16 protein-coding genes are annotated in these 24,749 nt (G+C 74.2%); 10 read left to right on the forward strand and 6 right to left on the reverse strand.

Annotated features, from left to right (window positions below):
- Both EW117_RS10520 and EW117_RS30500 read left to right on the forward strand, forming a co-directional pair.
- On the forward strand, positions 1 to 2,646 hold a 2,646-nt coding region (locus EW117_RS10520), incomplete at its 5' end, for an ABC transporter permease (protein ID WP_340641081.1).
- A 37-nt stretch (positions 2,647 to 2,683) separates the two neighbouring features.
- Positions 2,684 to 5,296: an ABC transporter permease gene (locus EW117_RS30500; RefSeq protein WP_129786462.1), complete on the forward strand. Its 2,613-nt coding sequence runs from the start codon at positions 2,684 to 2,686 to the stop codon at positions 5,294 to 5,296.
- Positions 5,297 to 5,444: 148 nt separating this feature from the next.
- On the opposite strand, the gene EW117_RS10530 is transcribed toward EW117_RS30500, so the two are convergent.
- Positions 5,445 to 6,152: a response regulator gene (locus EW117_RS10530; RefSeq protein ID WP_129786464.1), complete on the reverse strand. Its 708-nt coding sequence runs from the start codon at positions 6,150 to 6,152 to the stop codon at positions 5,445 to 5,447.
- A complete protein-coding gene (locus tag EW117_RS10535) occupies positions 6,149 to 7,636 on the reverse strand; it encodes a sensor histidine kinase (protein WP_129786466.1) in 1,488 nt (495 codons plus the stop codon). Before EW117_RS10535 ends, EW117_RS10530 begins: the two co-directional genes overlap by 4 nt.
- A gap of 152 nt (positions 7,637 to 7,788) precedes the next feature.
- On the opposite strand from EW117_RS10535, the gene EW117_RS10540 reads away from it, so the two are divergent.
- The 4 genes from EW117_RS10540 (at position 7,789) to purE (ending at position 11,636) form a co-directional block, all read left to right on the forward strand.
- The gene (locus tag EW117_RS10540; RefSeq protein WP_026366105.1) at positions 7,789 to 8,472 is read left to right on the forward strand and encodes a response regulator transcription factor; all 684 of its coding nucleotides are present in this window, start codon (positions 7,789 to 7,791) and stop codon (positions 8,470 to 8,472) included.
- Between the two features lie 4 nt (positions 8,473 to 8,476).
- Positions 8,477 to 9,832: a sensor histidine kinase gene (locus tag EW117_RS10545; protein WP_129786468.1), complete on the forward strand. Its 1,356-nt coding sequence runs from the start codon at positions 8,477 to 8,479 to the stop codon at positions 9,830 to 9,832.
- 125 nt (positions 9,833 to 9,957) lie between these two features.
- Positions 9,958 to 11,130, forward strand: a complete 1,173-nt coding sequence (locus EW117_RS10550; RefSeq protein WP_242504235.1) for a 5-(carboxyamino)imidazole ribonucleotide synthase — start codon at positions 9,958 to 9,960, stop codon at positions 11,128 to 11,130.
- Positions 11,127 to 11,636, forward strand: a complete 510-nt coding sequence (gene purE / locus EW117_RS10555) for a 5-(carboxyamino)imidazole ribonucleotide mutase (protein WP_129786472.1) — start codon at positions 11,127 to 11,129, stop codon at positions 11,634 to 11,636. The genes EW117_RS10550 and purE overlap by 4 nt, the downstream gene beginning before the upstream one ends.
- A 118-nt stretch (positions 11,637 to 11,754) precedes the next feature.
- On the opposite strand, the gene EW117_RS10560 is transcribed toward purE, so the two are convergent.
- From EW117_RS10560 to EW117_RS10570, 3 genes are all read right to left on the reverse strand, one after another.
- Complete coding sequence (locus EW117_RS10560) at positions 11,755 to 13,323, reverse strand: LCP family protein (protein WP_242504213.1); 1,569 nt, start codon at positions 13,321 to 13,323, stop codon at positions 11,755 to 11,757.
- 3 nt (positions 13,324 to 13,326) lie between these two features.
- Positions 13,327 to 14,658: an LCP family protein gene (locus tag EW117_RS10565; RefSeq protein WP_242504215.1), complete on the reverse strand. Its 1,332-nt coding sequence runs from the start codon at positions 14,656 to 14,658 to the stop codon at positions 13,327 to 13,329.
- Positions 14,659 to 14,795: 137 nt separating this feature from the next.
- Complete coding sequence (locus EW117_RS10570; RefSeq protein ID WP_129786474.1) at positions 14,796 to 15,542, reverse strand: TIGR03089 family protein; 747 nt, start codon at positions 15,540 to 15,542, stop codon at positions 14,796 to 14,798.
- Between the two features lie 574 nt (positions 15,543 to 16,116).
- On the opposite strand from EW117_RS10570, the gene EW117_RS10575 reads away from it, so the two are divergent.
- From EW117_RS10575 to EW117_RS10585, 3 genes are all read left to right on the forward strand, one after another.
- Positions 16,117 to 16,458 carry a WhiB family transcriptional regulator gene (locus EW117_RS10575; protein WP_129786476.1) on the forward strand — a complete coding sequence of 114 codons (342 nt, stop codon included), beginning with the start codon at positions 16,117 to 16,119 and terminating at the stop codon, positions 16,456 to 16,458.
- Between the two features lie 136 nt (positions 16,459 to 16,594).
- Positions 16,595 to 19,981 carry a glycosyltransferase family 2 protein gene (locus EW117_RS10580; RefSeq protein ID WP_129786478.1) on the forward strand — a complete coding sequence of 1,129 codons (3,387 nt, stop codon included), beginning with the start codon at positions 16,595 to 16,597 and terminating at the stop codon, positions 19,979 to 19,981.
- On the forward strand, positions 19,978 to 21,582 hold the full coding sequence (locus tag EW117_RS10585) for a DUF5719 family protein (protein ID WP_129786480.1): 1,605 nt from the start codon (positions 19,978 to 19,980) through the stop codon (positions 21,580 to 21,582). The genes EW117_RS10580 and EW117_RS10585 overlap by 4 nt, the downstream gene beginning before the upstream one ends.
- Positions 21,583 to 21,604: 22 nt before the next feature.
- On the opposite strand, the gene EW117_RS30640 is transcribed toward EW117_RS10585, so the two are convergent.
- A complete protein-coding gene (locus EW117_RS30640; RefSeq protein WP_129786482.1) occupies positions 21,605 to 22,213 on the reverse strand; it encodes a metallopeptidase family protein in 609 nt (202 codons plus the stop codon).
- Between the two features lie 116 nt (positions 22,214 to 22,329).
- On the opposite strand from EW117_RS30640, the gene EW117_RS10595 reads away from it, so the two are divergent.
- Positions 22,330 to 23,997, forward strand: a complete 1,668-nt coding sequence (locus EW117_RS10595; protein WP_165362640.1) for a DUF2142 domain-containing protein — start codon at positions 22,330 to 22,332, stop codon at positions 23,995 to 23,997.
- The last annotated feature ends 752 nt before the right edge of the window (positions 23,998 to 24,749 follow it).

A 24,749-nucleotide genomic window follows, 5' to 3' on the forward strand; every position in this document is an offset into this window, starting at 1 on the left:
CGCCTCCGCGACGACGCGGACGGGTGCGTGATGTCGACCAGGTACCCCACCGCCCGCCTCACCCTGGGGCAGATGCGCCGCAGCACCGGGCGGCTCGCCGCCGCGGGCGTCGCGATCGCCATCGGCACCGCGTTCGTCGCGGCCACGCTCCTCGTGGGCAACGTCATCACGAGCACCACCTACGACCAGGTCTCCGCCCAGTACGCCGACGCCGACCTCGTCGTGTCCGAGGACGCCGGCACCATGACGTGGGCCGATCTCGACGCGGTGCGCGCCACCGGTGGTGTCGCGGCGGCCGATGGGCTCGATGAGGCGTACACCCAGCTCAACCACGGCGGCCGGGTGATCTACCAGTCGCTCGTCGCCCAGGCGTCCGACCCCCGGCTCTCGCCGCTGGTGCTGGCCGACGGCGCGTGGCCGGCCGGCCCCGCCGACATCGCGCTGCCGACGGACGTCGCCGAGCGACTCAAGCTCGGCGTCGGCGACACCGTCTCCTCCACCCGCTGGGTGACGGACGACGAACCCACCGTCGAGGACGACGGCACCGAGTACTACGACAGCCAGGAGGTCACCGAGGACCTGACGGTCTCCGGTCTGGTCGACGACCCGCACCAGGCGTACGCGCTGAGCGGCGGCATGGGGGTCATCACGCCCGAGGCCATGGCCCAGCGGCTCGCCGACGAGCGGGAACCCGGCGCGACCGAGGCCTACTCGACGATCGTCGTGGCCCTCGACCCGCCCGGCGACCAGGCGGCACTCGAGACGGTGCGGGACGCGCTCACCGCGGCGGTCCCGGCAGCGACCGGCGTCCAGACCCCGCACGAGAACGCCGAGGAGGTCGTGGCAGACATGTCGGGCGGGCAGAACATCCTCTTCCTCGTGTTCGTGCTCGCTTTCGCCACGGTGGCCCTCGTGGTCGCGGGGCTGGTCATCGCCAACACGTTCCAGGTGCTGGTGGCCCAGCGGTCGCGCACCCTCGCCCTGCTGCGCTGCATCGGGGCCGGCACCGGCCAGCTCTACCGCAGCGTCCTGCTGGAAGCCACGGTCCTGGGTGTTCTCGCCTCGCTGGCGGGCGTGCTCATCGGCGCCCTGCTCGTCCAGGCAGGTCTACTGATCGCGCCGGCCTTCGACCTCGCCGTGCCGATCCCGGAGACCATCACCCTGAGCATGCCCGTCGTGCTCGTGCCGCTCACCGTCGGTGTGCTGGTGACCCTCGCTGCGGCACTCGCTCCGGCACGGGCCGCCTCCCGCACGGCTCCGCTCGCCGCCCTCCGGCCGTCGGACGCACCCACGCTGCGCGGCACCGGCAAGCTCCGGGCGGTGGTGGCAGGCCTGGCCACCTTCGGCGGGCTCGCGATCATGGCCGGCGGGGTGGCCATGGGCGCAGCGGGCCGGGCTGACATCGGTGTGCTGGCCGCCGTGTTCGGCGGCTCCATATCGTTCGTCGGCGTCGTGGTCGGTGCGGTTTTCTGGCTGCCCAAGGTCGCGGGCGGCGTCGGCCGTCTGGTCGGCTCGGCGGGGCCCTCCGCCCGCCTCGCGGCGGCCAACACGCAGCGCAACCCGCGCCGCACGGCGGCGACCGCCACCGCGCTGCTGATCGGCGTCACGCTGGTCTCCATGATGACCACGGGTGCCGCGAGCGCCCGCGCCTCGATGGACGCCGAGCTCGACGCGCAGTACCCCGTCGACATGGAGGTCGCCTCCACGTCCTACGGCGACGACGGGAACCCGATAGTTCTCCCGGGGGCGGTGCTGGACGCCGTGCGGGACGTCGACGGTGTCCGCGCCGTGGCCGAGGTGACCACTGCGACCGTGGACGTCGCCGACACGGCCGATTCGATCCTGCCGGTCGTCGCCGCGACCCCCGGGGCGCTGTCGTCCGTGCTGAACACGCCGGACGACGCCGCGTCCCTGCGGCCCGGGACGCTGCTCCTGCCCGCCCAGGTCGCGGAGGACTACGGCCTGGAAGGGCTCGACACGATCACTCTCACCGGGCCTGCCGGCGAGGTGACGCTGGACGTGATCAGCAGCGAGCTGCGGACCTCCTCCGCCTACCTGACGCCGCTCGACCTGGCCGGGTTCACCCCGGACGTGGGCCCGAACACCCTGTGGGCGGGCGTCGCCGACGGCAGCGACCCGGCGGACACCCTCGCCGGCGTGCAGGACGCCGTCGCCGCGACGGACGAGGTAGTGGAGGTGACCGGCGCCGTCGTCCAGCGGGAGTCGTTCCAGCAGGTGATCGACGTGATCCTCGGGATCGTGGTCGGCCTGCTCGCCGTCGCCGTCGTCATCGCGCTCATCGGCGTGGCCAACACCCTGTCGCTGTCCGTCATCGAGCGCACCCGGGAGAACGCCATGCTGCGTGCGATAGGGCTTTCGAAGGGCCAGCTACGGACCACGCTCGCGGTCGAGGGAATGCTGATCGCCGGGGTCGGCGCCCTGCTGGGCGTCGTGCTGGGTCTGGTCTACGGCTGGGCGGGTGCCGCCGCGGCCCTGAGCACCATGGGCGAGGTGCCCTTCGTGGTGCCGTGGCTGGACGTCGCGGTGATGCTCGGCGTCGCCCTCGTGGCCGGGCTCGTCGCCTCGGTGGTACCTGCCCGCGCGGCGGTCCGCACCCGTCCTGTGGCGGCGCTCGCGGCGGAGTAGCAGCCCTGTCTCACCCGCATCGACCGAGGAGGGAACCGTGGCCACCACCGGACCGACCGTCCGTCTCGCCCTCGGCCAGATGCGGCGCGGCATGGGCAGGCTCGCCGCAGCGGGCATCGCTGTAACGATCGGTACGGCGTTCGTGGCCGCCACCCTCCTGGCGGGCGGCATCGTCACCCGCGCCACGTACGACCAGGTGTCCGCACAGTACGCGGACGCGGACCTCGTGGTCTTCGACAGCGCCGGCACCATGACGCCGGCCGACGTCGACGCCGTGCGGGCCGTCGGCGGCGTGGCGGCCGCCGACGGCCTGCGCGGCACCTACGCGGAGCTCAACCACGGCGGGCGGACGGTCTACCAGTCGCTCGTCGCGGTCCCGTCGGACCGGCGGCTCTCGCCGCTGGTCCTGGCCGAAGGCGCATGGCCGGCCGGACCCGGTGGCATCGCGCTCCCCGTGGACGTCGCGGCGCTGTTCGGGGTCGGGGTGGGAGACACCGTCTCCTCGACCCGTTGGCTGCCGGGTGTCAAGCCCGCCATGGACGAGTCCGGCCCCCAGTACGACGGCGGCCGGGCGGGGGCCGAGCGGCTCAGGGTGTCCGGGCTGGTCGACGACCCGCAGAGCGCCTACGCGACGAGCGGCGGCGTCGCCGTCGTGACCCCGCGGGCGCTGGAGCGGCGGCTCGCTGACGATGGGGGCGCTGCCGGGGCGCCGGGCCTGCGGACCGTGGTCGTCGCCCTGGACCGTCCCGCCGACGCCGGGGCCGTCGAAGCGGTGCGGGACGCGCTCGCTCGCGCCGTCCCGTCGGCTACGGGCGTCACCACGCCCGAGGAGTACGCCGAGGACGTGGTCGCGGGGCTGTCCGACGGTCAGAACATCATCGTCCTCGTGTTCGTCCTGGCCCTCGCGGCCGTGTCCCTGGTGGTGGCGGGACTGGTCATCGCCAACACCTTCCAGGTGCTGGTCGCCCAGCGGTCGCGCACCCTGGCGCTGCTGCGCTGCGTCGGGGCGAGCACGAGCCAGGTCTACCGCACGGTGCTGCTGGAGGCGGCGGCACTCGGCTTGGTCGCCTCGGCGGGGGGCATCGTCGCCGGAGCCCTGTTCGTGCAGGCCGGGCTCCTGGTCGCGCCGGCCTTCGACCTCGGGGTGGCGCTACCGCGGACGGTCCCCCTGAGCGCCCCCGTGCTCCTCGTGCCGCTCGGCGTCGGCGTGCTGGTGACCCTGCTCGCCGCGCTCGCCCCGGCGCGCGCCGCCTCCCGCGTGGCACCGCTGGCCGCGATGCGCCCGGCCGGCATGCCCTGCTTGCACGGAGCCGGTCGCGTCCGGTCGGCGTTCGCCTGGATCGCCACCGTGGGCGGGCTCGCGCTCCTGGCCGGGGGAGTAGCCCTCGGCCTGTCCGGGCGGATCGACGTCGGCCTGTTCGCCGTGGTGTTCGGTGGCTCCGTGTCGCTGGTCGGCGTCATCGTGGGGGCGGTCTTCTGGCTGCCCCGGCTCGCGGCCCGCCTCGGTCGCCTCGTGGACGTCGTCGGTCCGGCGGCCCGCCTGGCGTCAGCCAACGCGCTGCGCAACCCGCGCCGCACGGCGGCGACGTCCACCGCGCTGCTGGTCGGGGTCACCCTGGTCGCCATGATGACGGCGGGCGCCGCCAGCGCCCGCGTGACCATGGACCGCCAGCTCGACTCGCGGTTTCCCGTCGACGTCCAGGTCACCGGCGTCACCTACGACGAGAACGGCGTGGCCGCCGCCGTGCCCGGGACCGTCCCGGCCGCGCTGGACGACGTCGCCGGGCTGCGGTCCCTGGCCGAGGTGGCCACCGTGTCCGCCGAGCGTGCCGACGGTGGCCGGCGCGTGCAGGTGGCCGCCGTCGAACCCGAGGCATTGCGGTCGGTCCTGAACACGTCCGCCGACGCCGCGAAGCTGCGTCCCGGCACCATCGTCGTGCCCGAGCGGGCGGCGACGTCGTACGGCCTGACCGGCCTCGACACCCTGCGGCTCACGGGGCCGGGCGGCGCGGTCACCCTCGACGTCGTGCACACGGAGTCCCTGTCCGACCGGACGTACCTGACGCCCGAGGACCTCGCGGCCTTCGCGCCCGGCCTCGCGCCCAACGAGGTCTGGGCCGACGTCGACCGCGGCTGCGACGCGGCCGCCGTCGTCGCCGCGGCGCAGGACGCCGTCTCCGCCACCGGCGAGACCGTCGCCGTCGCCGGGATCGTCGTCGAGCGGGACGCCTACCAGCAGATCATCGACGTGATCCTCGCGATAGTGGTCGGTCTGCTGGCCGTCGCCGTCGTCATCGCGCTGATCGGCGTGGCCAACACGCTGTCACTGTCCGTCATCGAGCGCACGCGCGAGAACGCCGTGCTGCGGGCCATCGGGCTTACGAAGGGACAGCTGAGGGCCACGCTCGCCATCGAGGGGATGGTCATCGCCGGGGTGGGTGCCGTGCTCGGCACCACGCTCGGCGTCGTCTACGGGTGGGCCGGCGCCACCACCGCGCTGTCCGGCCTGGGCGAGGTGCCCCTCATGGTCCCGTGGGCCGACGTCGCGGCCATAATCGGGATCGCCCTGGTCGCCGGGCTCGCGGCCTCGGTGCTGCCGGCCCGGGCGGCGGTCCGCACACACCCGGTAGCGGCCCTGGCAGCGGACTGACCCCACCCCGCCGAGGTAGAACTGTGGCGAGGTAGAACCCTGGCGAGGTAGAACCCTGGCGAGGTAGGACTGCAGCTCGCGCTGCGGTCCTACCTCGCTGCAGTTCTACCTCGCCCTGCTCCTACCTCGCCAGGGTTCTACCTCGGCGTTATGAGCCTGGGCGGACCAGGCCTGTTTCGTAGGCCGTCACCACCGCCTGCACGCGGTCGCGCGCGTTCAGCTTCGACAGGATCCGCCCCACGTGCGTCTTGACGGTCGCCTCAGCGACGAACAGGTCCGTGGCGATCTCCGTGTTCGACCGCCCCCGCGCCATGAGCACCAGCACCTCGCGCTCGCGCCCCGTGAGGCCGGCCAGCGCCTCCTGAGGGCCGGCCGCCTCCTCGGGCGGCAGTGCGGTGACCAGGCGTTCCATCAGCCGCCGCGTGGACGACGGCGCGATCACCGCGTCGCCCTGGTGCACCGTGCGGATCGCCGTGAGCAGCTCCTCCGGCTGGGCGTCCTTGAGCAGGAAGCCGCTGGCCCCGGCCCGGATCGCGTCCAGCACGTACTCGTCCAGGTCGAACGTCGTCAGCACGACGACGCGGGGGTCGCCCGCCGCGGCGCGGCCGCCGTCGGCCAGCAGCGCCCGGGTGGCGGACAGGCCGTCCATCCCCGGCATGCGCACGTCCATCAGCACGACGTCGGACGCCGTGGTGCCGAGCAGGTGCAGCGCGTCGCGGCCGTCGTCGGCCTCGACCACCACCTGGAGATCGGGCTGCGAGTCGATCACCATGCGCAGCCCCGCTCGGACCAAGGGCTGGTCATCGACCAGCGCTACGCGCACCGGTCCGTCGGCTGCGCCGGGGGCGTTGGTCATCGTGCTCCTCGCGTGTCGTTCAGGTCGGCGGGGGCGGCCTGGTCGGTGTGGTCGTCGTCCGGTTCGGACACCTCGTCGGCGGGTGCGGTGTCCGGCAGCGCGCCGGGCGCCGCATCGGACTCACCGTCAGGCGCGCGGTCGGGTACGGGCGCGGACACCCGCGGGATCGGCACCACGAACCGCACGGAGAACCCGCCGCCCTGCCGAGGCCCCGCGGCGAGGGTGCCGCCGAACATCTCCGCGCGCTCGCGCATCCCGAGCAGACCGTACCCGGGAGTGGGCGCTCGCTCGTCGGAGCCGGGAGCGCCGACGGCGGCGAGGCCCCGCCCGTCGTCGTCGATCCGCAGCTCCACCTCGTCCTCGCCCCAGCGCACCAGGACGGTGACGGCGGGCCGCGGGCCGGCGTGCTTGCGCACGTTGGTGAGCGCCTCCTGGCAGACCCGGAACAGGGTGAGCCCCACCCCGGGCGGCAGACGCCGCTCGACGCCCACACGGGCCCAGGAGACACGCATGCCGTCGTCGCGTGCCTGGTCGACCAGGTGGCCGATGTCGGCAGCGTCGGGCTGGGGCTTCAGCGGCGCCTGGCTGCCCGACGGCAGAGCCGCCTGTCCCTGGCCGCTCGTGGTCCCGGCGGCGCTCGCGGACGCCGTCTCGGATCTGAGCGCCGACGGCGCAGGCCGGGCGGCGGCGGGCGCGACGAGCCCCAGCGGTGTAGCGGCGCTCGGCTGGTCCTCGCGCAGCACTCCCAGCAGCCGGCGCATGTCGGCCAGCGCCGCGCGTCCGGTCTCGGCGATCGTGCCGAGGGAGCGCTGGGCGGCCGCGGGGTCGGCGGCGGCGGCGTACCGGCCGCCGTCGGCCTGCGCGATGATCACCGACAAGGAGTGGGCAACGATGTCGTGCATCTCGCGCGCGATGCGGGCGCGCTCGGCGGCAGTGGCGATCTGGGCCTGCTGGTCGCGCTCGATCTCGAGACGCTCGGCGCGGTCGCGCAGCGCGCCCATCATCAGCCGACGGGACCTGCGCACCAGGCCGAACGCGAAGGCACAGCCCATGATCGCCAGCGTCGGGACGATGAGGATCAGGCTGGGCGGGGACATGGAGAGCGTGAGGCCGAGGGCCACCGAGCCGACCACGGCCATGCCGCAGGCCGCGAGATAGGCCCGCTGGGTGCCGTAGACGGTGACGCAGTACATGGACACGACCACGACGGCGTCGGCGGCCATGACCGGCAGGTTGAAGACCCACAGCTGAACCATGCTGGCGACGAACACCGCCGTGGCGGAGGCGAACGGCCGGGTGCGGCACCAGGGGAGCGGCGCGAGCACCAGGATCGAGGCGACGACTATCCAGGTGGCGTCGAACCGTTCGGCGTAGACGGACAGGGCTCCGGGGATGGCGAGCAGCGCTGCTAGCAGCGTCGAACCGAGGTCGACCACGAATCGGTGTCGTTCGGTCCACCACGCCCACCGCTCGTACCAACCCATGCAGGTCAGCGTAGGTCTAGCCGTTGCGTCGGCGCGTCATACCGTGGTAGCACTTGCGCCATAGCTACCTCAGCCGAAAGGATTCGGTAGGGCGGCCGATACGTGGGTGCCCGGGTAGCGCCAGAGCGTCGGTTATGCCCTACGATGGCGAAATGACTCACGTACTCCTAGCCGAGGACGACCCGGCCATTGCCGAGCCGTTGGCACGAGCGCTCTCCCGTGAGGGATACGACGTCGTCGTGCAAGGAACCGGCAAAGGTGCGATCGAGAGCTCGACCGGTGCGGACATCGTAGTTCTGGACCTGGGCCTTCCCGACATGGACGGGCTCGATGTCGCGCGCGAGATCAGGGCCAATGGCCTCACCGTGCCCGTGCTGGTGCTGACCGCCCGTGCCGACGAGGTCGACCTCGTCGTCGGCCTCGACGCCGGCGCCGACGACTACGTCACCAAGCCCTTCCGCCTGGCCGAGCTGCTCGCGCGCGTGCGGGCGCTGCTGCGTCGCTCGCACGGCGAGACCGGCGAGGAGGAGGAGCTGCACGCGCAGGACGTCCGTGTCGACGTCTCCGCGCACCGCGCCTTCCAGGGTGACCGCGAGCTGCACCTGACCACCAAGGAGTTCGACCTGCTGCGCGTCCTCGTGCAGAACGCCGGCTCCGTGGTCGTCCGGGACACGCTGATGCGCGACGTCTGGGGCTCGGACCCGGTCGGCTCGACCAAGACTCTGGACATGCACGTGTCGTGGCTGCGCCGCAAGCTCGGCGACGACGCGAACGCCCCGCGTTACGTCTCCACCGTGCGCGGTCTCGGGTTCCGCTTCGAGATAGGGGCGAGCTAGCCGGATGCGCGCTCGCGTCCTGCAGGCGACGATCGCCGCGGTTGCGGTCGCCGTCCTGCTCCTGGGCATCCCGCTCGCGATCTTCGGTGCCCGGTACATCTACGGCCAGGAAGTCCAGCGAGTCGAGACCCGGGCGCAGGACCTCCTTGCGTCCGCCGTCAATTCCTACGAGCGCAACCGCTCCGCCGCCGAGTCCGGTTTTGTCGACCAGTCCGTCCTGGACCGCGCCGTGCAACCGCAGGGCACGGACATCGTCGCCTACGTGACGGTGAACCAGCCCAACGGGGTGCAGCTGACCTCGGGTGAGGCCGTGGCCGGCGCCACCATCGAGCGCGGGCTCACGTCCGCGGAGCAGCCCGTCATGGGCGTGCTCGTCTCCGTCTCGGCCTGGCCGGCGTACATCAAGGCGATCAACGTCGTGGTGCTCGTCGTGTTCGGCAGCGTGGGCGCGTTCGCCGCGGGCGCCGTCACCGCGGCCTGGCAGGCCAACCGGCTCGCGCAACCCTTCGTGTACCTCGCGGCGTCGGCCGAACAGCTGGGCGCGGGACAGGTGCGTCCACGGCTGGACCCGTCCGGTGTCGAGGAGATCGACCTGGTCGCGGCCGAACTGGCGCGAAGTTCCGACCGGCTCGCGGCCCGGCTCGCCGTGGAGAGACAGTTCACGTCCGATGCCTCGCACCAGCTCCGCACGCCGCTGACGGCGCTCACCATGCGCCTCGAGGAGATCACGCTCACCTCCAGCGAGCCCGAGGTGCAGGAGGAGGCCCGGATCTCGCTCGAGCAGGTGGAGCGGCTGGTCGGTGTGGTCGACGACCTGCTCGCCCGCTCGCGGCGCGCGCAGGGCGGCACCACGGAGTCGGTGGATGTCGCGGTCCTGTTCCTCCAGCAGGAGGAGGAGTGGCGCGAGTCCTTCGAGCGGGCCGGCCGGCACCTGAACGTCGAGGACTCCGGCGGCGCGCGCGTCCTGGCCACGCCGGGCGCGCTGGCCCAGGTGCTGTCCACGCTGCTGGAGAACTCGCTCAAGCACGGCGGCGGCACCACCACCCTGCGGATCCGGGAGGGTCAGCGCGGCGCCATGGCCATCGAGGTCACGGACGAGGGCGAGGGCGTTCCCGAGGACATGCAGGGCAAGATCTTCGACCGCGGCGTCACCTCCGGCGCGGGGACGGGGCTGGGGCTCGCCCTGGCGCGCGACCTCGTCGCGGCCGACGGCGGCAACCTGCAGCTCACCCAGCGCACGCCGCCGGTGTTCTCGGTGTTCCTCTCGGGCGTGCCCAAGACGCTCGACCCGCACCAGGTGCTGCCGGTGGGGTCGAAGATCTCCACCCTCGGCCAGAAGAAGGGTCGCGGCCGCCGGTAGGCTTCACTCACGTGAGCGCAACACTCGATTCCCTTCCGTCCTCCTCCCGTGAGCCGTCCGGCGCGGCGCCGTCCCCGGCCGGACCTCCCGTCGTAGCGGTGGTCGGAGGCGGGCAGCTGGCCCGCATGATGGCGCCGGCCGCCGGCGAGCTGGGCATCCACCTGCGGGTCCTGGTGGAGGAGCCGATGTCGTCCGCCGCGCAGGTCGTGACGGATACGCCGGTGGGCGTGGCCTCGGACGAGGCGGCGATCCGCTCGCTGATCGCGCCCTCCGACGGCGTGGCGGCGTCGGTGCTCACGTTCGAGCACGAGCATGTGCCGAACGCCCTGCTCACGGACCTCATCGAGCACGGCACCCCGGTGCGGCCCGGCCCGCACGCCCTGGTGCAGGCGCAGGACAAGATCGTGATGCGGCGGCGGCTCACGGAGCTCGGCGTGCCGTGCCCGCGGTGGGCGCCGCTGCCGGCGTCGTCCCCCGAAGAGGGGCGGGCCGCCCTGGCCGCCTTCCTCGACGAGGTGGGCGGCGAGGCCGTGGTGAAGACCTCCCGCGGCGGTTACGACGGCAAGGGCGTCCGTGTGGTCTCGTCCCCGGACGACGTCGCCGACTGGTTCACCGCGGTGGCCGACGGCGGGCCGGCGTTGCTGGTCGAGGAGAAGGTGCCGTTCGTGCGCGAGCTGGCCGCGCTGGTGGCCCGGCGACCCTCGGGCGAGGTGCGTGCGTGGCCCGTCGTGGAATCGGTGCAGCGCGACGGCGTCTGCTCCGAGGTGATCGCGCCCGCGCCGGGCCTGTCCGCCGAGCTCGACGGGCGCGCCCGCGAGATCGCGACGACGGTGGCCGAGGGGCTCGATGTCACGGGCGTGCTCGCCGTCGAGATGTTCGAGGTGGCCGGGCCCGACGGCGGGCCGACGGTGCTTGTCAACGAGCTCGCGATGCGGCCGCACAACAGCGGGCACTGGACCATCGACGGCGCCGTGACCAGCCAGTTCGAGCAGCACCTGCGGGCGGTGCTGGACCTGCCGCTGGGGGCCACGACGCCGACCGCGGCGTGGACCGTCATGGCGAACGTGCTCGGCTCCACGCTGGATGAGCTCACGGACGCTCTGCCCGAGGTGCTCGCGGCGTTCCCCGAGGCGCGCGTCAACCTGTACGGCAAGGGCATCCGGCCGGGCCGGAAGCTGGGCCACGTGAACGTGAGCGGCGACGACCTGGACGAGGTCCGGCGTCGGGCGATCGCGGCGGCGGCGCTGCTGCGGGGCGAGCCTGTCGAGACCACCACCGAGGAAGAGGCCAACGCATGAGCACCAACCCGCAGGTCGGCATAGTGATGGGGTCGGACTCCGACTGGCCCGTCATGCAGGCGGCCGCCGAGGCGCTGGGCGAGTTCGACGTGCCGGTCGAGGTCGACGTCGTCTCCGCGCACCGCATGCCCACCGAGATGATCGACTACGGGCGGCAGGCCGCAGGCCGCGGGCTGCGCGTGATCATCGCGGGCGCCGGTGGCGCGGCGCACCTGCCGGGGATGCTGGCGGCGGTGACGCCGCTGCCCGTGATCGGGGTGCCGGTGCCGCTGAAATACCTGGACGGCATGGACTCGCTGCTGTCGATCGTGCAGATGCCGGCGGGTGTGCCCGTCGCGACTGTGTCGATCGGCGGGGCGCGCAACGCGGGCCTGCTCGCGGCGCGGATCCTTGCCTCCGGTGCGGGTGACGAGGCGGCGGCCCTGCGGGAGCGCATGGAGGCGTTCCAGGCCGAGCTGAGCGAGGTAGCCCACGCCAAGGGCGCCAACCTCCGAGCCCAGCTCTGACCTCCAATGTGCCGAGGTAGAACTGTGGCGAGGTAGAACCAGGGCGAGATAGAACCGAACTGCGGTCCTATCTCGCCCTGGTTCTACCTCGCCACAGTTCTACCTCGGCGAAGCCGGGTCAGGAGCCGGGCATGCCGCCTATCTTTTCGCCGGCCTGGTAGTCGCCGTCGCGGATCTTGGCCCAGAACTCGGGGGTCTGGTTCTCGTCGAGCAGCACCGCGGACGCGCCTGTGGGGGTGCGAAAGCCGATGTCGGCGATCGGCGGGGTGCCGGTCACGCCGTCGTCGCCGTTGGCGGTCCGGAACGCAAGGCCCATCATGGCGATGTCGATGATGCCTGAGTCGGTGTCGGTCACCAGGGCCGCCAGGCCGGCGTCGGCGAGCCCGACCTGGGTGGCCGGGTTGAGCAGGACGCCCGGGTCCGCGATCTTCTTGCCCACCTGGGCGATGACCTGCTGCTGGCGCTCCGCGCGGCCGATGTCGCCCGTCGGGTCGGCGTACCGCATCCGTGAGAACGCGATGGCCGTCTTTCCGTCGACCTCGTGGCAGCCGGCCTTCCAGTCGAGCTTCGACTTCACGTCGTGCACGTCGTAGTCCAGGCACAGCCGCACACCGCCGACGGCGTCCACGACACCCTCGACGCCGCCGAATCCGACCTCGACGTAGTGGTCCACGGTGAGCCCGCTGAGCGTCTCGACCGCCTTGACCAGCATCGGCGCGCCGCCGTACGAGTACGCGGCGTTGATCTTGTTGCTACCCGAGCCGTCGGGCATCTCCGCGTAGGTGTCGCGCGGGATCGAGATGAGCGCCACCGGGCCCGACGACGGCTTGTGCAGCAGCATGATCGTGTCGGTGCGCGCACCCGAGGTGGAGTCGTTGATGCCGCCGGTGCCGCGCGCGTCCGAGCCCGCGAGCAGGTACGTCGTGCCCGGGGTGTTCTCCGCGCCGGACAACGCCTCGACGTGCTGGATCTTGCCGTTGGCCCAGATGAGCAGCCCGATCGGCCAGGCGAGGACGGCGAGGAGCACCACCACCGCGATCACGCCGGCCACGCGGCCCTTACGGATCCGGATGTTGCCGCCGCCGCGGCCGCCGGAGGCGACGCCACGCGCGGGGTAGTTGCCGCCCCGGCCACCGCCACCGGCCGGGGGACGCGGCGCTGAGCGCACCGGCGTCGGGCGGACGGGGCCTGCGCTCGCCCGGACCGGGCGGCCCGGCGGGATGGCCTGCGGCGGCTGGCCACCGGCCGGGGGAACCGTTCGCGGCGGGATGGACCGCGGCGGCCCACCCGACTCGTTGCGCGCGGGCATCCCCGACCTCCGCGGTGGGACGGGCGGGGGATTGTTGCGCTGGCCGGACACCGGTACCTCCCGGGAAGACTGCCTACGGATACGTGGTTCACTACGGGCCCCGTCGGAGCCTTCCGGCCGTCCGATGCGGTGGGCGCCACCGACGCCGGGGACCCCGACGCCGGGCGTCTCCGCGTTCGCGGGCCCGCCCTTCTCGTTGCTCGACGCCGCGCCCGGCACGATGCGCGGGCGCTCGCCCGTGTCACCCACCGGGATGGCGTCGTCCGCGCCGGGACGCCCGCTCACGCCCTGGGGCGTGAAGCTGGGCGGTATCCGGACGCGCGTCACGTCGTCGTCGGCCTCCTGGGCCGAGCGATTCGACGTCCTTGGATCAGACATGGGCTAGCCGCAGACCTTGGTGGTGTCGGCGCCGGTGAAGGCCTCTTCACCGGCTTGCTTGATCTCGGTCGAGTCCGGCTCGGGCTCGGACGTGCCCTCGGCGCCGCCCTCGGTCCCGTTCTCCGTACCGGCTCCCGTCCCGGTCTCCGTGCCCTCGCCGTCCGCGCCCGTGCCCTCGCCGTCCGTAGGAGCGGACGCCGTGGCGTCCGCCGACGGGGCGTTCGGGTCGAAGTCGACGGGCCTGTCGTTCTTGACGTTGTCCCACAGCTGTACGGCCTCGTCCGTCCACACGACGTTAGCCGCGTTGTAAGGGTCGTACTCGTTGGGGACGGTCATGAACGTGATCGTGTCAGGCCGCACGTTCCGCATGGAGTAAGCCAACCCGGCGAGTCCGTCGATGCTGGCCAGCTCGTTGTTCATGGTGAGCGAATCGGTCACGGCGTGGAGGAACTTGAGGGTTTTCGCCGGATTGGTCAGCACTTCCTGGCTCAGCACCTTGCGGGCGAGCGAGGCCATGACCTCCTGCTGCCTGCCGATGCGGCCCAGGTCGGACCCGTCGCCCAGCCCGGCGCCCGTCCGGGCGCGTGCGTAGTCGAGCGCCTTCACACCTCGCAGCGTATGGGTTCCTGGCTCCAGGGCCAGGTGGTTCGCCTTCTCGGAGTAGATGGCCTCCTCTACGCAGACCTCGACGCCGTCGACGGCGTCGATCATCGAGGAGAACCCGGCGAAGTCGACGACGATGAAGCCGTTCATGAAGACGCCGGTCAGCTTCTCGATGGTCTTGACCGTGCACAGTGCGCCGTCGGCGACGGTGCCACCCGCCTGCACACCCTGCGAGAACGCTGCGTTGAACTTGGTGCCGTACAGCTCGGCGGTGGCCGCACCCTCCGTGGTCGTGCAGCTCGGCACGTCCACGGTCGAGTCGCGCGGGATGGAGATCATCTCGACCCGGGACCGGTCGCCCGAGATGTGCATGACCATCGTGGTGTCGGAGCGGGCGCCCATCTCGCCGCCCCCGGCCAGGGCGTCGTTGGCTCCGTCGCGCGAGTCGCTGCCCATGACCACGATGTTCAGCGGCGTGCCCGCGTTCGGGTCCTCGGGCAGCACCTCCTTGGGCCGGTCCGACCCGAGCGCCCCCATCTCGACGGTGTCGATGTTCCCCGTCAGCTGGGTCAGGGCCGTCGCGCCGCCCGCCGCACCGAGTGTGAGCACGGCGACGAGCGCCATCCCGACCGTGCGGGACGCGCCGCTCCCCAGCCCGCTCAGCGTCCGGGCATGCGACGGCCCTTTGACGGGTTTCGTCGCACCTGGGGCGCTGAAGTCAGGAAATGTCACGGCCACCGATCCTAGAGGCTGGGTGTTGTCCGGCGGCGGACCGCCCGGGGTTGGACCGTAGAGGGTTCGTGGAGAAGCCTGATGGCCTCGTGTGGCCGGTCGCTGACCCCCACGTGACCGGGTGGTTCGGGCCGTCGCTACCCGCGCGGTCCCTGTGCCTGCTCGCTGCTCAGCAGCCGGTCCAGGCGCGCCTCGTCCAGCTCCAGCTCCGCGGCGGTGGTCGGCGACGTGAGGACCACGGATCCGCCGCCCGCCCAGACGCCGAGCAGGTCACGCAGCACGTCCGCCACGGGCCCGCGACCGTCCACGAGCACGCGCGCGCCGTCGCCGGGCTCCGGCACCAGGCCCTTGTGCCCGACGGCGCCCGCCGCGGTCACCAGGGCGTCCTGGTCCGGGTCCACCTCGGGCACCCATCCGATCGCGTCGCCGTAGGTCATCACGGCAGAGGCCGCGTCGATGGCGCCGGCCGGCAGGTCCCCGTCGTACCGGCGGGCGAGCGCGGGCAGGGAGACGACGACGAGGTCGGCTCCGGCGTCCGCCCAGCGGTGCGGGCTGTCGGTGACCACCACGTCCGCGTGCGCCGCACCGGCGTCGGGCAGCGCCACGGTCGCGCCCGCGCGCCAGGCCGCCAGCGCCCATACGGCGGTGCGCCAGTGCACGGGCAGGTCGACGACTATCCGCGTGCCCGGGGCGGCGTCGAACTCCTCGACGAGGAGGTTGACGGTCTTGCTCGCCCAGTTGGCGAGGACGGCGCCGGACAGCTCGACGCGCTCGCCGTCGTCGCCGTACCAGGTCAGGCGCGGGCGGCCGCCGTCGGCGGCGAGGCGGGCGAGGAGCGAGGCGACGTCGGGCACGGGGCCGCCGCTGCGGGGCGCGATCTGCATGCGGCCCAGCCTATGAGGTCCATGTGGCCGGTCGGGGACGGCTTGCCAGGGGTGGCCGACCCACCGCCGCCGAACCGCGGGTTAGGTGTCCAACCCGCCCGACCAAGCGGCGTCGAACCGAAGGTTACGTGTCGGCGTCGTGGCCGAGCCGAAGGTTGTGCGTCCAACGAGAGCCTGATCGACGTGCAGGTTTCGGTTCGGCGGCGGGTGGACGTTCAACCTTCGGTTCGGCGGCCGCGCGTCGGGTCGCCGCCGGCAGGCCGATATATCACGTACCCCGGCGTGTCGACGCGCCGTGTCTGTGGTCAGGCGAAAAACGGGGTCATATCTGAGACGTGCGCCACGACCTGCGGAAGGACTCGTGAATTACCCGTGGAACCCGTGGGCGATAGCACATTTCCGCTTGACGACTCCAGGCGACACGCGTGTAATTCCATGTATGCAGTTTTCGTAGCGCATACGCAACGGGGCCAGGAAGCTGCAGGTCTGGCCAGGCAAGATAGATCAGCGACGTTGATCGGCGTGGCCAGCCGGCAAGGCCCCGGAGCACGGACACGGCATGGAGGGGCACGTCATGTGGAACATTCTGGAATCGGACGTGGAGTTCCCGACTGACGCCGAGAACGCGGCGACGCCGGTGGCCCCGGTGCTCCCACTTTTCGGCGAGCTGTACGAGCTGACGGAGCCGGACGAGTCGCTGCTCGGCTGGCAGGAGCGCGCCCTGTGCGCGCAGACCGACCCGGAGGCCTTCTTCCCGGAGAAGGGCGGGTCCACACGCGAGGCCAAGAAGGTCTGCTCGGGCTGCGAGGTCCGGGCGGAGTGCCTCGACTACGCGCTGGAGAACGACGAGCGGTTCGGCATCTGGGGCGGCCTCTCGGAGCGTGAGCGCCGCAAGCTGAAGCGCCGCGCCGTCTGAGCCGCCGGCTCCGACGGCCGACGAGCAGAGCCTGAACCAGCGGCTCGGAGCGCACCGGAACGGAACGCAACTCTGCGTGTCCGACCGGCGCGTCTGCGGCGTGTCGGCGCAGACGCGCCGCATGATGTGAAGCGAGATGAGCGCTCCACGTACCGACAGCCTGTCGGCTCCCAGCCCGGACCGGGGTCCCCACGAGGCCGCCGTAGGACCGGTGTGGGCCAAGGTCCCGGCCCAGTCCTCCAGCCCTGCGCCGGTCGCAGTGACGGTGACCGCCGTCGTCGTGACCCGCGGCAGCAGCCCCTACCTCGCCGCGACGCTGGCGGCCCTGCGCGCGCAGTCGCGCACCGCGGACTCCGTTGTGGTGGTCGACGTCGACACCGCCCCCGCGACGTCGGGCCACCAGGACCTGCAGCTCGGCGGGGCGCGGTACGTGGCCGGTGCGGGCGCCCGCACCTTCGGTGAGGCGGTCGAGGTCGCGCTCGGCGTGGCCGGCGCCCCGGAGCACGGCTGGCTCTGGCTCCTGCACGACGACTCCGCGCCCGCGCCCGGTGCCCTGGCCGCGCTGACGCGCTCCGTGGAGCACTCGAACGCGGTGGCCGTGGCGGGCTGCAAGCAGCGGCGGTGGGAGACGGGGCCGGACGGCGCGCCCCTCGACCCCGAGCTGTCCGACCGGGGGGTGCTCGTCGAGGTGGGGCACACCGTGTCGCCGCTCGGCCGGCGCATGACGGGCATCGACGACACCGAGATCGACCAGGGCCAGCACGACTCGCGCGAGGACGTGCTCGCCGTCGGGCTCGCCGGAGCGCTGGTGCGGGCGTCGGTGTGGCGCCACGTGGGTGGCACCGACCCGGCGTACGGCCAGCTCGGCGACTCGACCGACTTCTGCCTGCGGGTGCGGCTCGCGGGCCACCGCGTCGTGGTGGTGCCCGACGCCGTCGTGCGGCACGCCCAGGTGGCCCTGCACGCACCCGGCTCGTCCGGCGCGCGCCGCCGCGGCCAGCTCTACCTGCGGCTGACGTCGGTGGCGCCGTGGATCCTGCCGTTCGCCATGCTCGCGATGGTGGTGTGGGCGCCGTTCGCCGCGGGCTACCGGCTCGCGATGAAACAGCCCGACCAGGCCCGCGACGAGCTGTTCGCGCCGCTGTGGGCGGTGTTCCGCCTCGGGCTCCTGCTGCGTGCCCGGCGCCGGATCGCACGCACCTCCACGGTGCCCCGCAGCGTGCTGCGGCCGCTGCTGGGCACCTGGCGCGAGGTCGCGGCGGAGCGGCGGGACAAGCGGCTCGCCCGCGGCGAGGCCCACCGGGTCGACGCCGCGCCGTCGGACCTGGAGCAGGTCGAGCTGCAGGCCCTCGCGATACGACGCCGGTCGGCACTCGCCGTGGTCGTCGTCGCTGCGGTCGGCCTGGCGGCGGCACTGTTCGGCCCCGCGCTGGGCGCGCTCGCCTCGGGTGGCCGGCTGGTCGGCGGGGCGCTGCTCCCGGCGGGCGGTACGACGGCGACCGCGTGGTCGGCCGCGACGTCCGGCTGGGTGCGGGACGGGCTCGGCACCGCCGCCCCGGCGGACCCGCTGCTGTTCGTGCTGTCGGGTCTGTCCGTGCTGGCCGGCGGCTCCCTGCAGAACACCGTGGACGCGGTGCTCCTGCTGGCGCTGCCGCTGGCCGCCGTCGGCGCCTGGGCCGCCGCGGGCACGGTGACGCGGTTGATGTGGCCGCGCGTCCTCGCTGCCTTCGCCTGGACCGTCGCCCCGGCGTTCCTCGGTGCGCTCGACGGCGGCCTGCTCGGCGCCGTGCTCGCGCACGTGCTGCTGCCCTGGACCGCGGTCGCGCTCGTCCGCGCGGTGCGCGGCCAGGCGGTCGACCGCGTCGGGCCCCCGGAGGGCGCCCAGGAGGGCGCCGCGGAGACGCCCGCCGCCCCGCGCGTCTCCCGCGTCGGCGCCGGCTCGCTGGGCGCGGCGGGCACGGGCGGGCTGCTGCTCACCTGCGTGGTCGCCGGGGCGCCGGCCCTGCTGCCGGCCGCGATCCTCGTACTGCTCGCGGCCGCGCTCGCCGCCCCGCGCCGGCGCATCTACCTGGCGCTCGCGCCCGTGCCCGCCCTCGTGGTAGGCGCCCCGCTGTGGTGGACGGCGCTGCGCGACGGCGACCGCGGGCTCTTGACGGCCGAGCCGCTGGCCGGTTCGGGCGTCCCGGCGCCCGGCACCGCGTCGGGCCTGGAGCTCCTGCTCGGCCTGCCGGCCGCTCCCGCACCCTGGTTCGACGTGCCCGACGGCGGCGGCCCGGCGCTCGTCGCCGCCCGCGCCGTCGTGGCGGCCGGACCGTGGGTCGCCGGTGTGCTGGTGCTCGCGCTGGCGCTGGTCGGCCTCCTGGCCGCGCTGCTCGGGGTCGGGCGTCGACAGGCCGGGGACACGGCGGACCGCGTCGCGACGACGTCGCTGGTGGGCTGGCTGGTCGCGGCGGCGGGTCTCGCCGTCGCGCTGCTCGCCCAGGACGACGGCCGGTGGTCCGGCCCCGGGCTGTCGCTGCTGCTCCTCGGCCTGGCCGCCGCGGCGCTCGCGGGTGCGGGAGTGCTCGCCCGGCGCGGGACGGCGCTGCGCGGATTTCTCGGCTCGGCGCGCGGCGTCGGAATCGTCTCCCTGGTGGTGGTCGGGCTCCTGCTCCCCGCGGCGCAGGCCGCCTCGTGGCTGATCGACTCGGGCAGCGTCGCGAGTGACGGGCGGACCGGGCTGGTGCGCGTGACGACCGACCCGGTGGTACCCGCCGTCGGACAGCAGATGCAGGCGCCGCCGCGGCAGGCCCGGGTGCTCGAGATCGGGTTCTCGCCGGACGCGGACGGCCCTGCGGACGGCACCGTCCAGTACGCGCTCCTGCGCGCCGACGGCTCGCAGCTCGCGGACGTATCGGCCGCCGCCCGGGCGTCGGACGGGCCGGCGGACGACGGGAGCGGCCCGGCCGGCACGCTGGACGCCGCGCTCGCTGCACTGGTGTCCGGCGCCACCGACGAGGTGCCGGAACAGCTCGCGGACCTGGGGATCGGCGCGGTGCAGGTCCGGTCGGCCGACGGCGCGAACGACACCGCGATCGGCGATCTCGTGGCCACGCTCGACATGGTGCCCGGCATGAGCCGCGTGACCGAGGGGCAGGCCGTCTCGGTGTGGCGGGTGGCCGCCACGGGGGAGCCCGCCCCTGGCTGGGCTCGCGTGGAGGCGGGCGGAAGCACGCAGGCCGGGCTGCCGTCGGCCGGTACGGAGGTCCGCGCGGACGTGGCGGCGGGCGGCCCGGACCGCTCGGTCGTGCTGGCGGAGGCCGCGGGCCGGGGCTGGCACGCGACGCTCGACGGGCGCCGGCTGGAGCCGGTCGCGCTGGACGACGCGGCCGGTCTCCAGGCGTTCACGCTCGGGCCCGATGCCGGGCACCTCGTGGTCTGGTACGAGGCGCCCCACCGCACGGCATGGCTCGTGCTGACGGCGTTCACGCTGGTGATCTTCGCCCTGCTGGCCCTGCCGGTGGGACGCAGGAGGGTTCGATGAAGCGCAAGAAGCGCGAGGTCCCGGCCGCCGCTCGGCGGGCAGCCGCAGCCGTGGGTGGTCTGCTGTGCGCGATGGCGGTCGCCGCCCTCGCGGTCACGGAGGGCACCGGGCGTGCCGCGACACCGCCGGTGGACGACGTGCACGCGGTCCCCGTGGCCGCAGCCGAGACCGGGCTGGTGTGCCCCATGCCGGCGGAGCTGGAGCAGCCGGACGTCGGCGACGACGAGTTCAGCGCCACCCCCGTCGACACCACCACGTCGCTGACCGGGGCGGTGCTGGACGGGGCGGAGGGCACGGAGCCCTCGCTCACCACGCTCGACGGGGCCTGGGCCGGGGACCTCACGGGCCCGCCGGCGGCCGGTGGCGGCGCCGCGGTGCGCGAGGAGCAGGTGCCCGGCGCGCGCCAGCTCCGCGTCACGCCCGGGGGCGCGACCTTCGCGGCCGGAACCGTGGCCTCCGTGACGACCGAGGGCGACCTGCGCGGCATGGTCGCCGGGCCGTGCGCCGCGCCCGCCGTCGAGCACTGGCTGGTGGGCGGCAGCACGGCCGTGGGCTCGAGCGGGCGTCTGGTCCTGCAGAACCCCGGCCGCACGCCGGCCACCGTGACGCTCGAGGCGTGGGGCGCCTCGGGGCCCGTGGTGCTCGGCAGCCAGTCGCTCGTCGTCGTGCCGCCGGGGGAGCAGGTGGTCACCATGCTCGAGGCCATCGCCCCCGACCAGAGCCGCCTCGCGTTGCGCGTCACCGCCGAGGGCGGGCGCGTGGGCGCCTACGTGCAGCACCACCGGATCGAAGGGCTGGTGCCCGCGGGCGCCGACCTCGTCGTGGGCGGTGGCGCGCCGGCGGCCACGACGGCGGTCTCCGGCGTGCTCAGCACCGGCGAGGCGGTCGACGACCCGCACGCGCCGCGCCTGGACCTGCTGGCTCCGGGCGACCAGGCCGGCACGGCGAACCTCGCGGTGCTCGGGCCCGACGGGCCGGTCCGGCTGCGCGGCGGCGAGGAGGTGGCCCTCGAACCGGGCCAGGTCATCACGCTGCCGCTCGGCGGGCTGCCCCAGGGCAGCTACACGGTCGTGGTGGACGCCGACGTGCCGGTGGTGGCCGGCGCGGCCGTGGACCGCATGGGCACCGCCGCCGAGGCCGCCGTGATCGACGACGACCCGTACGACCGGGCCTGGCTCGCCGGGCAGGCGGCGGGTTCGGCCGGCATCGTGGCCGACGGCGCGGTCGCCGTCCCGGCCGACACCGCCTACGGGGTCACGCTGAGCGGCGTGCCCGACGAGCGCGACCCCGATCGGATCGAGGACGTCACGGGCAGCACCGAGGTGGAGCTGCGCGGCATCGGGCCGGACGGCGAAGAGGCCTGGACGCGGACCGTCGACGTGCCCACCGGGGAGACCGTCGAGGTGCCTTGGGCCGAGCTGTCGGAGCTCGGCGACACCGTGGCGGTCGTCGCCGGGCAGTCCGCCGACGAGCCCGGGGTGGTGTGGTCGGTACGCCTGGCGAACGAGGGCGACCCGACGCTGTTCTCGGTGCTCGCGCCCACGGCGCCGCTCGCTGCGGGCGGCGACGTCAGCGTGCGCCGGGTGGACGCGGCCGGCTGAGCGCCGAGCCGGGCGCGGCCGGTCAGGACCGGTCGCCGAAGTTCGGGTCGATCTCCTCCGGGGTGCGCGCCAGCATGTGCGCCACCTGCTCCACGACGACGTCGCGCACCAGGTCGGCGAGGTCGTCGGTGTCGAAGGCCCGCACCTCGACGGGGCGGCGGTAGACCACCACGCGCCCGGGGCGCCCGGCCTCCGCGGGGAAGAACCGGCCGAGCAGCACGCCGCCGTCCTCCCACGGCGCCGGGTCCGACGGCGGGACGTCCTCGACCGCGAACTCCGTGCCGCGCAGGTGCGCGGCCCACGTCCGGTCGAGGTCCTCGACGACGTCGAGCACGAGGTCGTCGAACCGCTGCGCGCGCGTGCGGTGCGCGGGGGTGCCTGGCGGGAACATCGGGCCGCGCAGGCCGCGGCCGCGGCGGTCCCGGCGGCGCGGGGCCGCCCGCTCCGTGGTGGCCTCGCCGGGCTGGCCGCCGGAATCACCCGGGCGGGCGGCTGCGAGCCGGAGCAGGTCCGCCTGCGAGGCCTTGGAGAGACCGGGCGAGCTGCCGGTGGAGCCGGAGGCGCCGGAGCTGACGGGACCGGACCCGCGGCCAGACCGCCGGTTGCGGCCACGAGGAGAGAACGGAGGCACATACCGACGATACGTCCGATCCGGGGTCCCGTTCGCCACCGCCACGGCACCGTTCTACCTGAGCCGACATCCCGTACCGGCGCATGGAAGGGGGGAGCGGCGCCTATCCTGTGGACGTGCGCGACGATCCCGCTGAGGCGGCGTACCGCAGAGCCCTCGCCCTGGTCACCGCCCTCGTGGCGCTGGTCGGTGTGTTGTGGGCGGTGCTGACCCCGGCGTTCCGGGCCCCGGACGAGCCGCAGCATGTCAACAGCGTGCTCCGGCTGGCCTACGGCGGCGGCTGGCCCGCCGCGGGCGAGGCGCTCGTGGGCCCGGCGGTCGACGAGGCCCGCGACCAGGCGGCGCTCGCGAGCGACGTCCCCGGCAGGCACCTCGACCGCCCCGACGTACCCCCGTTCGTCGGCGTACCGCCCCTCGACGATGCCGAACGCGGCACGGTCAGCGCCGAGAACGCCCTCGCCGACCCGGTGCCGCCCGGCTCCAGCACCCGGCAGCTGGACCCCGCCGCCGTCGACCAGATGACGCAGCACCCGCCGCTGTACTACGCGCTGGCGGCCGGCGTGCTGCAGGCGACGGGCATGGCCGAGGCCCGGTGGGACCTGCAGCTGCTCACGCTGCGGCTGTTCGACGTCGCCCTGCTGCTTCCGCTGCCGCTGCTGACCGCCGCGGCCGTGCGGCGGCTGTCCGGCTCGCGCCCGGCGGCGCTGGTGGCGGCGTCGTTCACGCTGTTCGTGCCGCAGGTGGGGCACATCCTGGGGAGCGTCACGAACGACGCGCTCGTCACGCTGAGCGGGGCCGCGATCGGGTACCTGTGCGTCCGGGTGCTGACGGGCGACCTGCGGCTGCGCACCGCGGCGGCGCTCGGTGTGGTGGTCGGCGTCGGCCTGCTGACCAAGGTCATGGCGGTGTTCGCGCTGCCCGTGGTCGTGGCCGCCTACGCGGTGGTGGCCGGGCCGCGCGGCCGGCGCACGCTGGGCGTGCTCGTCGCGGGGGGTGCGGCGGTCGCGATCGGCGGCTGGTGGTGGCTGCGCAACCTGCTGGTGCTGGGGACGGTCCAGCCGGTCGGCATCCCGGACCGCTTCCTCGACGACGCCGAACCGCGGGGCCTCTGGTACTTCCTGCGAATCGTCGTCACCAGCCTGACCCGGTCGTTCTTCGGCAACCTCGGCTGGTTGGAGCTCCGCCTGCCGGACGCCGTCTTCTGGACCGCCGCCGTCGTCGTCGCGGTCCTGTGCGCCTGGGCGGTGGTGCGCGGTCCCGCGCGGGCGGCCACCGTGGTGCTCCTGCTGCAGCCGGTCGCGCTGTGGTGCGGGGTGCTGGTCAACGCCTGGCCCGACTACGCGGCCCACGGGTGGATCTCCGCGGTGCAGGGCCGGTACCTGTTCGCCGGGCTGCTGGCGCTCGGCACCGGGACCGCGCTGGGTCTGCTCGCGCTGCTCGGGCCGCGCCTGCGCCGCGCGGCGCCCTGGGTGTTCGGGGCGGCGTGTGCCGCCGCCGCGAGCGGCCTGGCCTTCGGGTTCTGGGGCTTCTACCAGGGGCCGGACCAGTCGGTGGCCGACGCCGCGGCCCGCTGGGCCGGGTGGAGCCCGCTCACGGGTCTTCAGCTGGTGCTGGTCGGATCCGTGGCCGTGCTCGTGGGGGTCGCCGCCGTGCTGGCCGTCGTCCGCTGCGCACGCGCCCGGCCCGTCTCGCTGACCGCGCGGAGCGCGAGCGACGCCGAGCACACGGCGGCCGCGACGGCGACCACGCCTACGACGACGGCGGGGAACGGCAGCTCGTCGTAGTACCCCGGTTCGGCGGGTGTGGCCAGCTCCACGGACAGCCAGACCGCCAGGTCGAGCAGGTTGGCCGCCGTCCAGGCGGGAACGAGCAGCCGGGGGCGGGTGGCCAGGCCGGCCGCGATCGCCAGGCACAGGGGCAGGGAGACGACCAGCAGGTAGCGCGGGTAGACGCCGCCGCCGCTGGACGCGTACGCGACCTGCACGCACACCGAGACGGCCACCGCGGCGACCGGCAGGGCGCGCAGCAGCAGCCCGTCGATACGGTCCGGCATCGCGGGCTCGGCCAGCGGACGCCGGGCCCGCAAGGCCGTGACCAGCGCGATCACCAGCGGCGCCCACACGAGCAGCACGGCGGTGACGATCAGCGTGGTGATCGTGAGCGGCGTGTTGGGCGGCAACCGCCCGGCCCACCAGAACAGGTCGGGCAAACGGAGCCAGGTTTCCGGGTCGGCCAGCACCGCCCACACGGGCCGCTCCTGCCGGTTCTGGTTCGCAAGCGCCCAGTCGAAGTGCGATCCCGTGACCGTGCCGGTCAGCTGAACGTTCCGCAGGTAGAACCAGCCGCTGGTGGCCAGCACCGCACCCGGGCCGGCGACCGCAAGCGCGATCACGTGCCCCCACCGGCCCCGGCCCTGCGCGGCCCGGACCGCCCCGGCGGCCAGCGCGACGCCCGCGACCACGGCGGCGATGAGGGCGGCCGACAGCCGCGTGAGCGCGCACGCCGCGGCGACGAGGGACAGCAGCGCGATCAGCCG

The sequence above is a fragment of the Promicromonospora panici genome, assembly GCF_900608595.1.
Taxonomy (GTDB): domain Bacteria; phylum Actinomycetota; class Actinomycetes; order Actinomycetales; family Cellulomonadaceae; genus Promicromonospora; species Promicromonospora panici.

What these genes read in the sequence shown, in the direction of transcription:
- EW117_RS10530 (WP_129786464.1), bottom strand. Translation starts at nt 6,152, where the DNA reads ATGACCAACGCCCCCGGCGCAGCCGACGGACCGGTGCGCGTAGCGCTG.
- EW117_RS10545 (WP_129786468.1), top strand. Translation starts at nt 8,477, where the DNA reads ATGCGCGCTCGCGTCCTGCAGGCGACGATCGCCGCGGTTGCGGTCGCC.
- EW117_RS10550 (WP_242504235.1), top strand. Translation starts at nt 9,958, where the DNA reads ATGATGGCGCCGGCCGCCGGCGAGCTGGGCATCCACCTGCGGGTCCTG.
- EW117_RS10560 (WP_242504213.1), bottom strand. Translation starts at nt 13,323, where the DNA reads ATGTCTGATCCAAGGACGTCGAATCGCTCGGCCCAGGAGGCCGACGAC.
- EW117_RS10585 (WP_129786480.1), top strand. Translation starts at nt 19,978, where the DNA reads ATGAAGCGCAAGAAGCGCGAGGTCCCGGCCGCCGCTCGGCGGGCAGCC.
- EW117_RS10540 (WP_026366105.1), top strand. Translation starts at nt 7,789, where the DNA reads ATGACTCACGTACTCCTAGCCGAGGACGACCCGGCCATTGCCGAGCCG.
- EW117_RS10575 (WP_129786476.1), top strand. Translation starts at nt 16,117, where the DNA reads ATGTGGAACATTCTGGAATCGGACGTGGAGTTCCCGACTGACGCCGAG.
- EW117_RS10535 (WP_129786466.1), bottom strand. Translation starts at nt 7,636, where the DNA reads ATGGGTTGGTACGAGCGGTGGGCGTGGTGGACCGAACGACACCGATTC.
- EW117_RS10570 (WP_129786474.1), bottom strand. Translation starts at nt 15,542, where the DNA reads ATGCAGATCGCGCCCCGCAGCGGCGGCCCCGTGCCCGACGTCGCCTCG.
- EW117_RS10580 (WP_129786478.1), top strand. Translation starts at nt 16,595, where the DNA reads ATGAGCGCTCCACGTACCGACAGCCTGTCGGCTCCCAGCCCGGACCGG.
- purE (WP_129786472.1), top strand. Translation starts at nt 11,127, where the DNA reads ATGAGCACCAACCCGCAGGTCGGCATAGTGATGGGGTCGGACTCCGAC.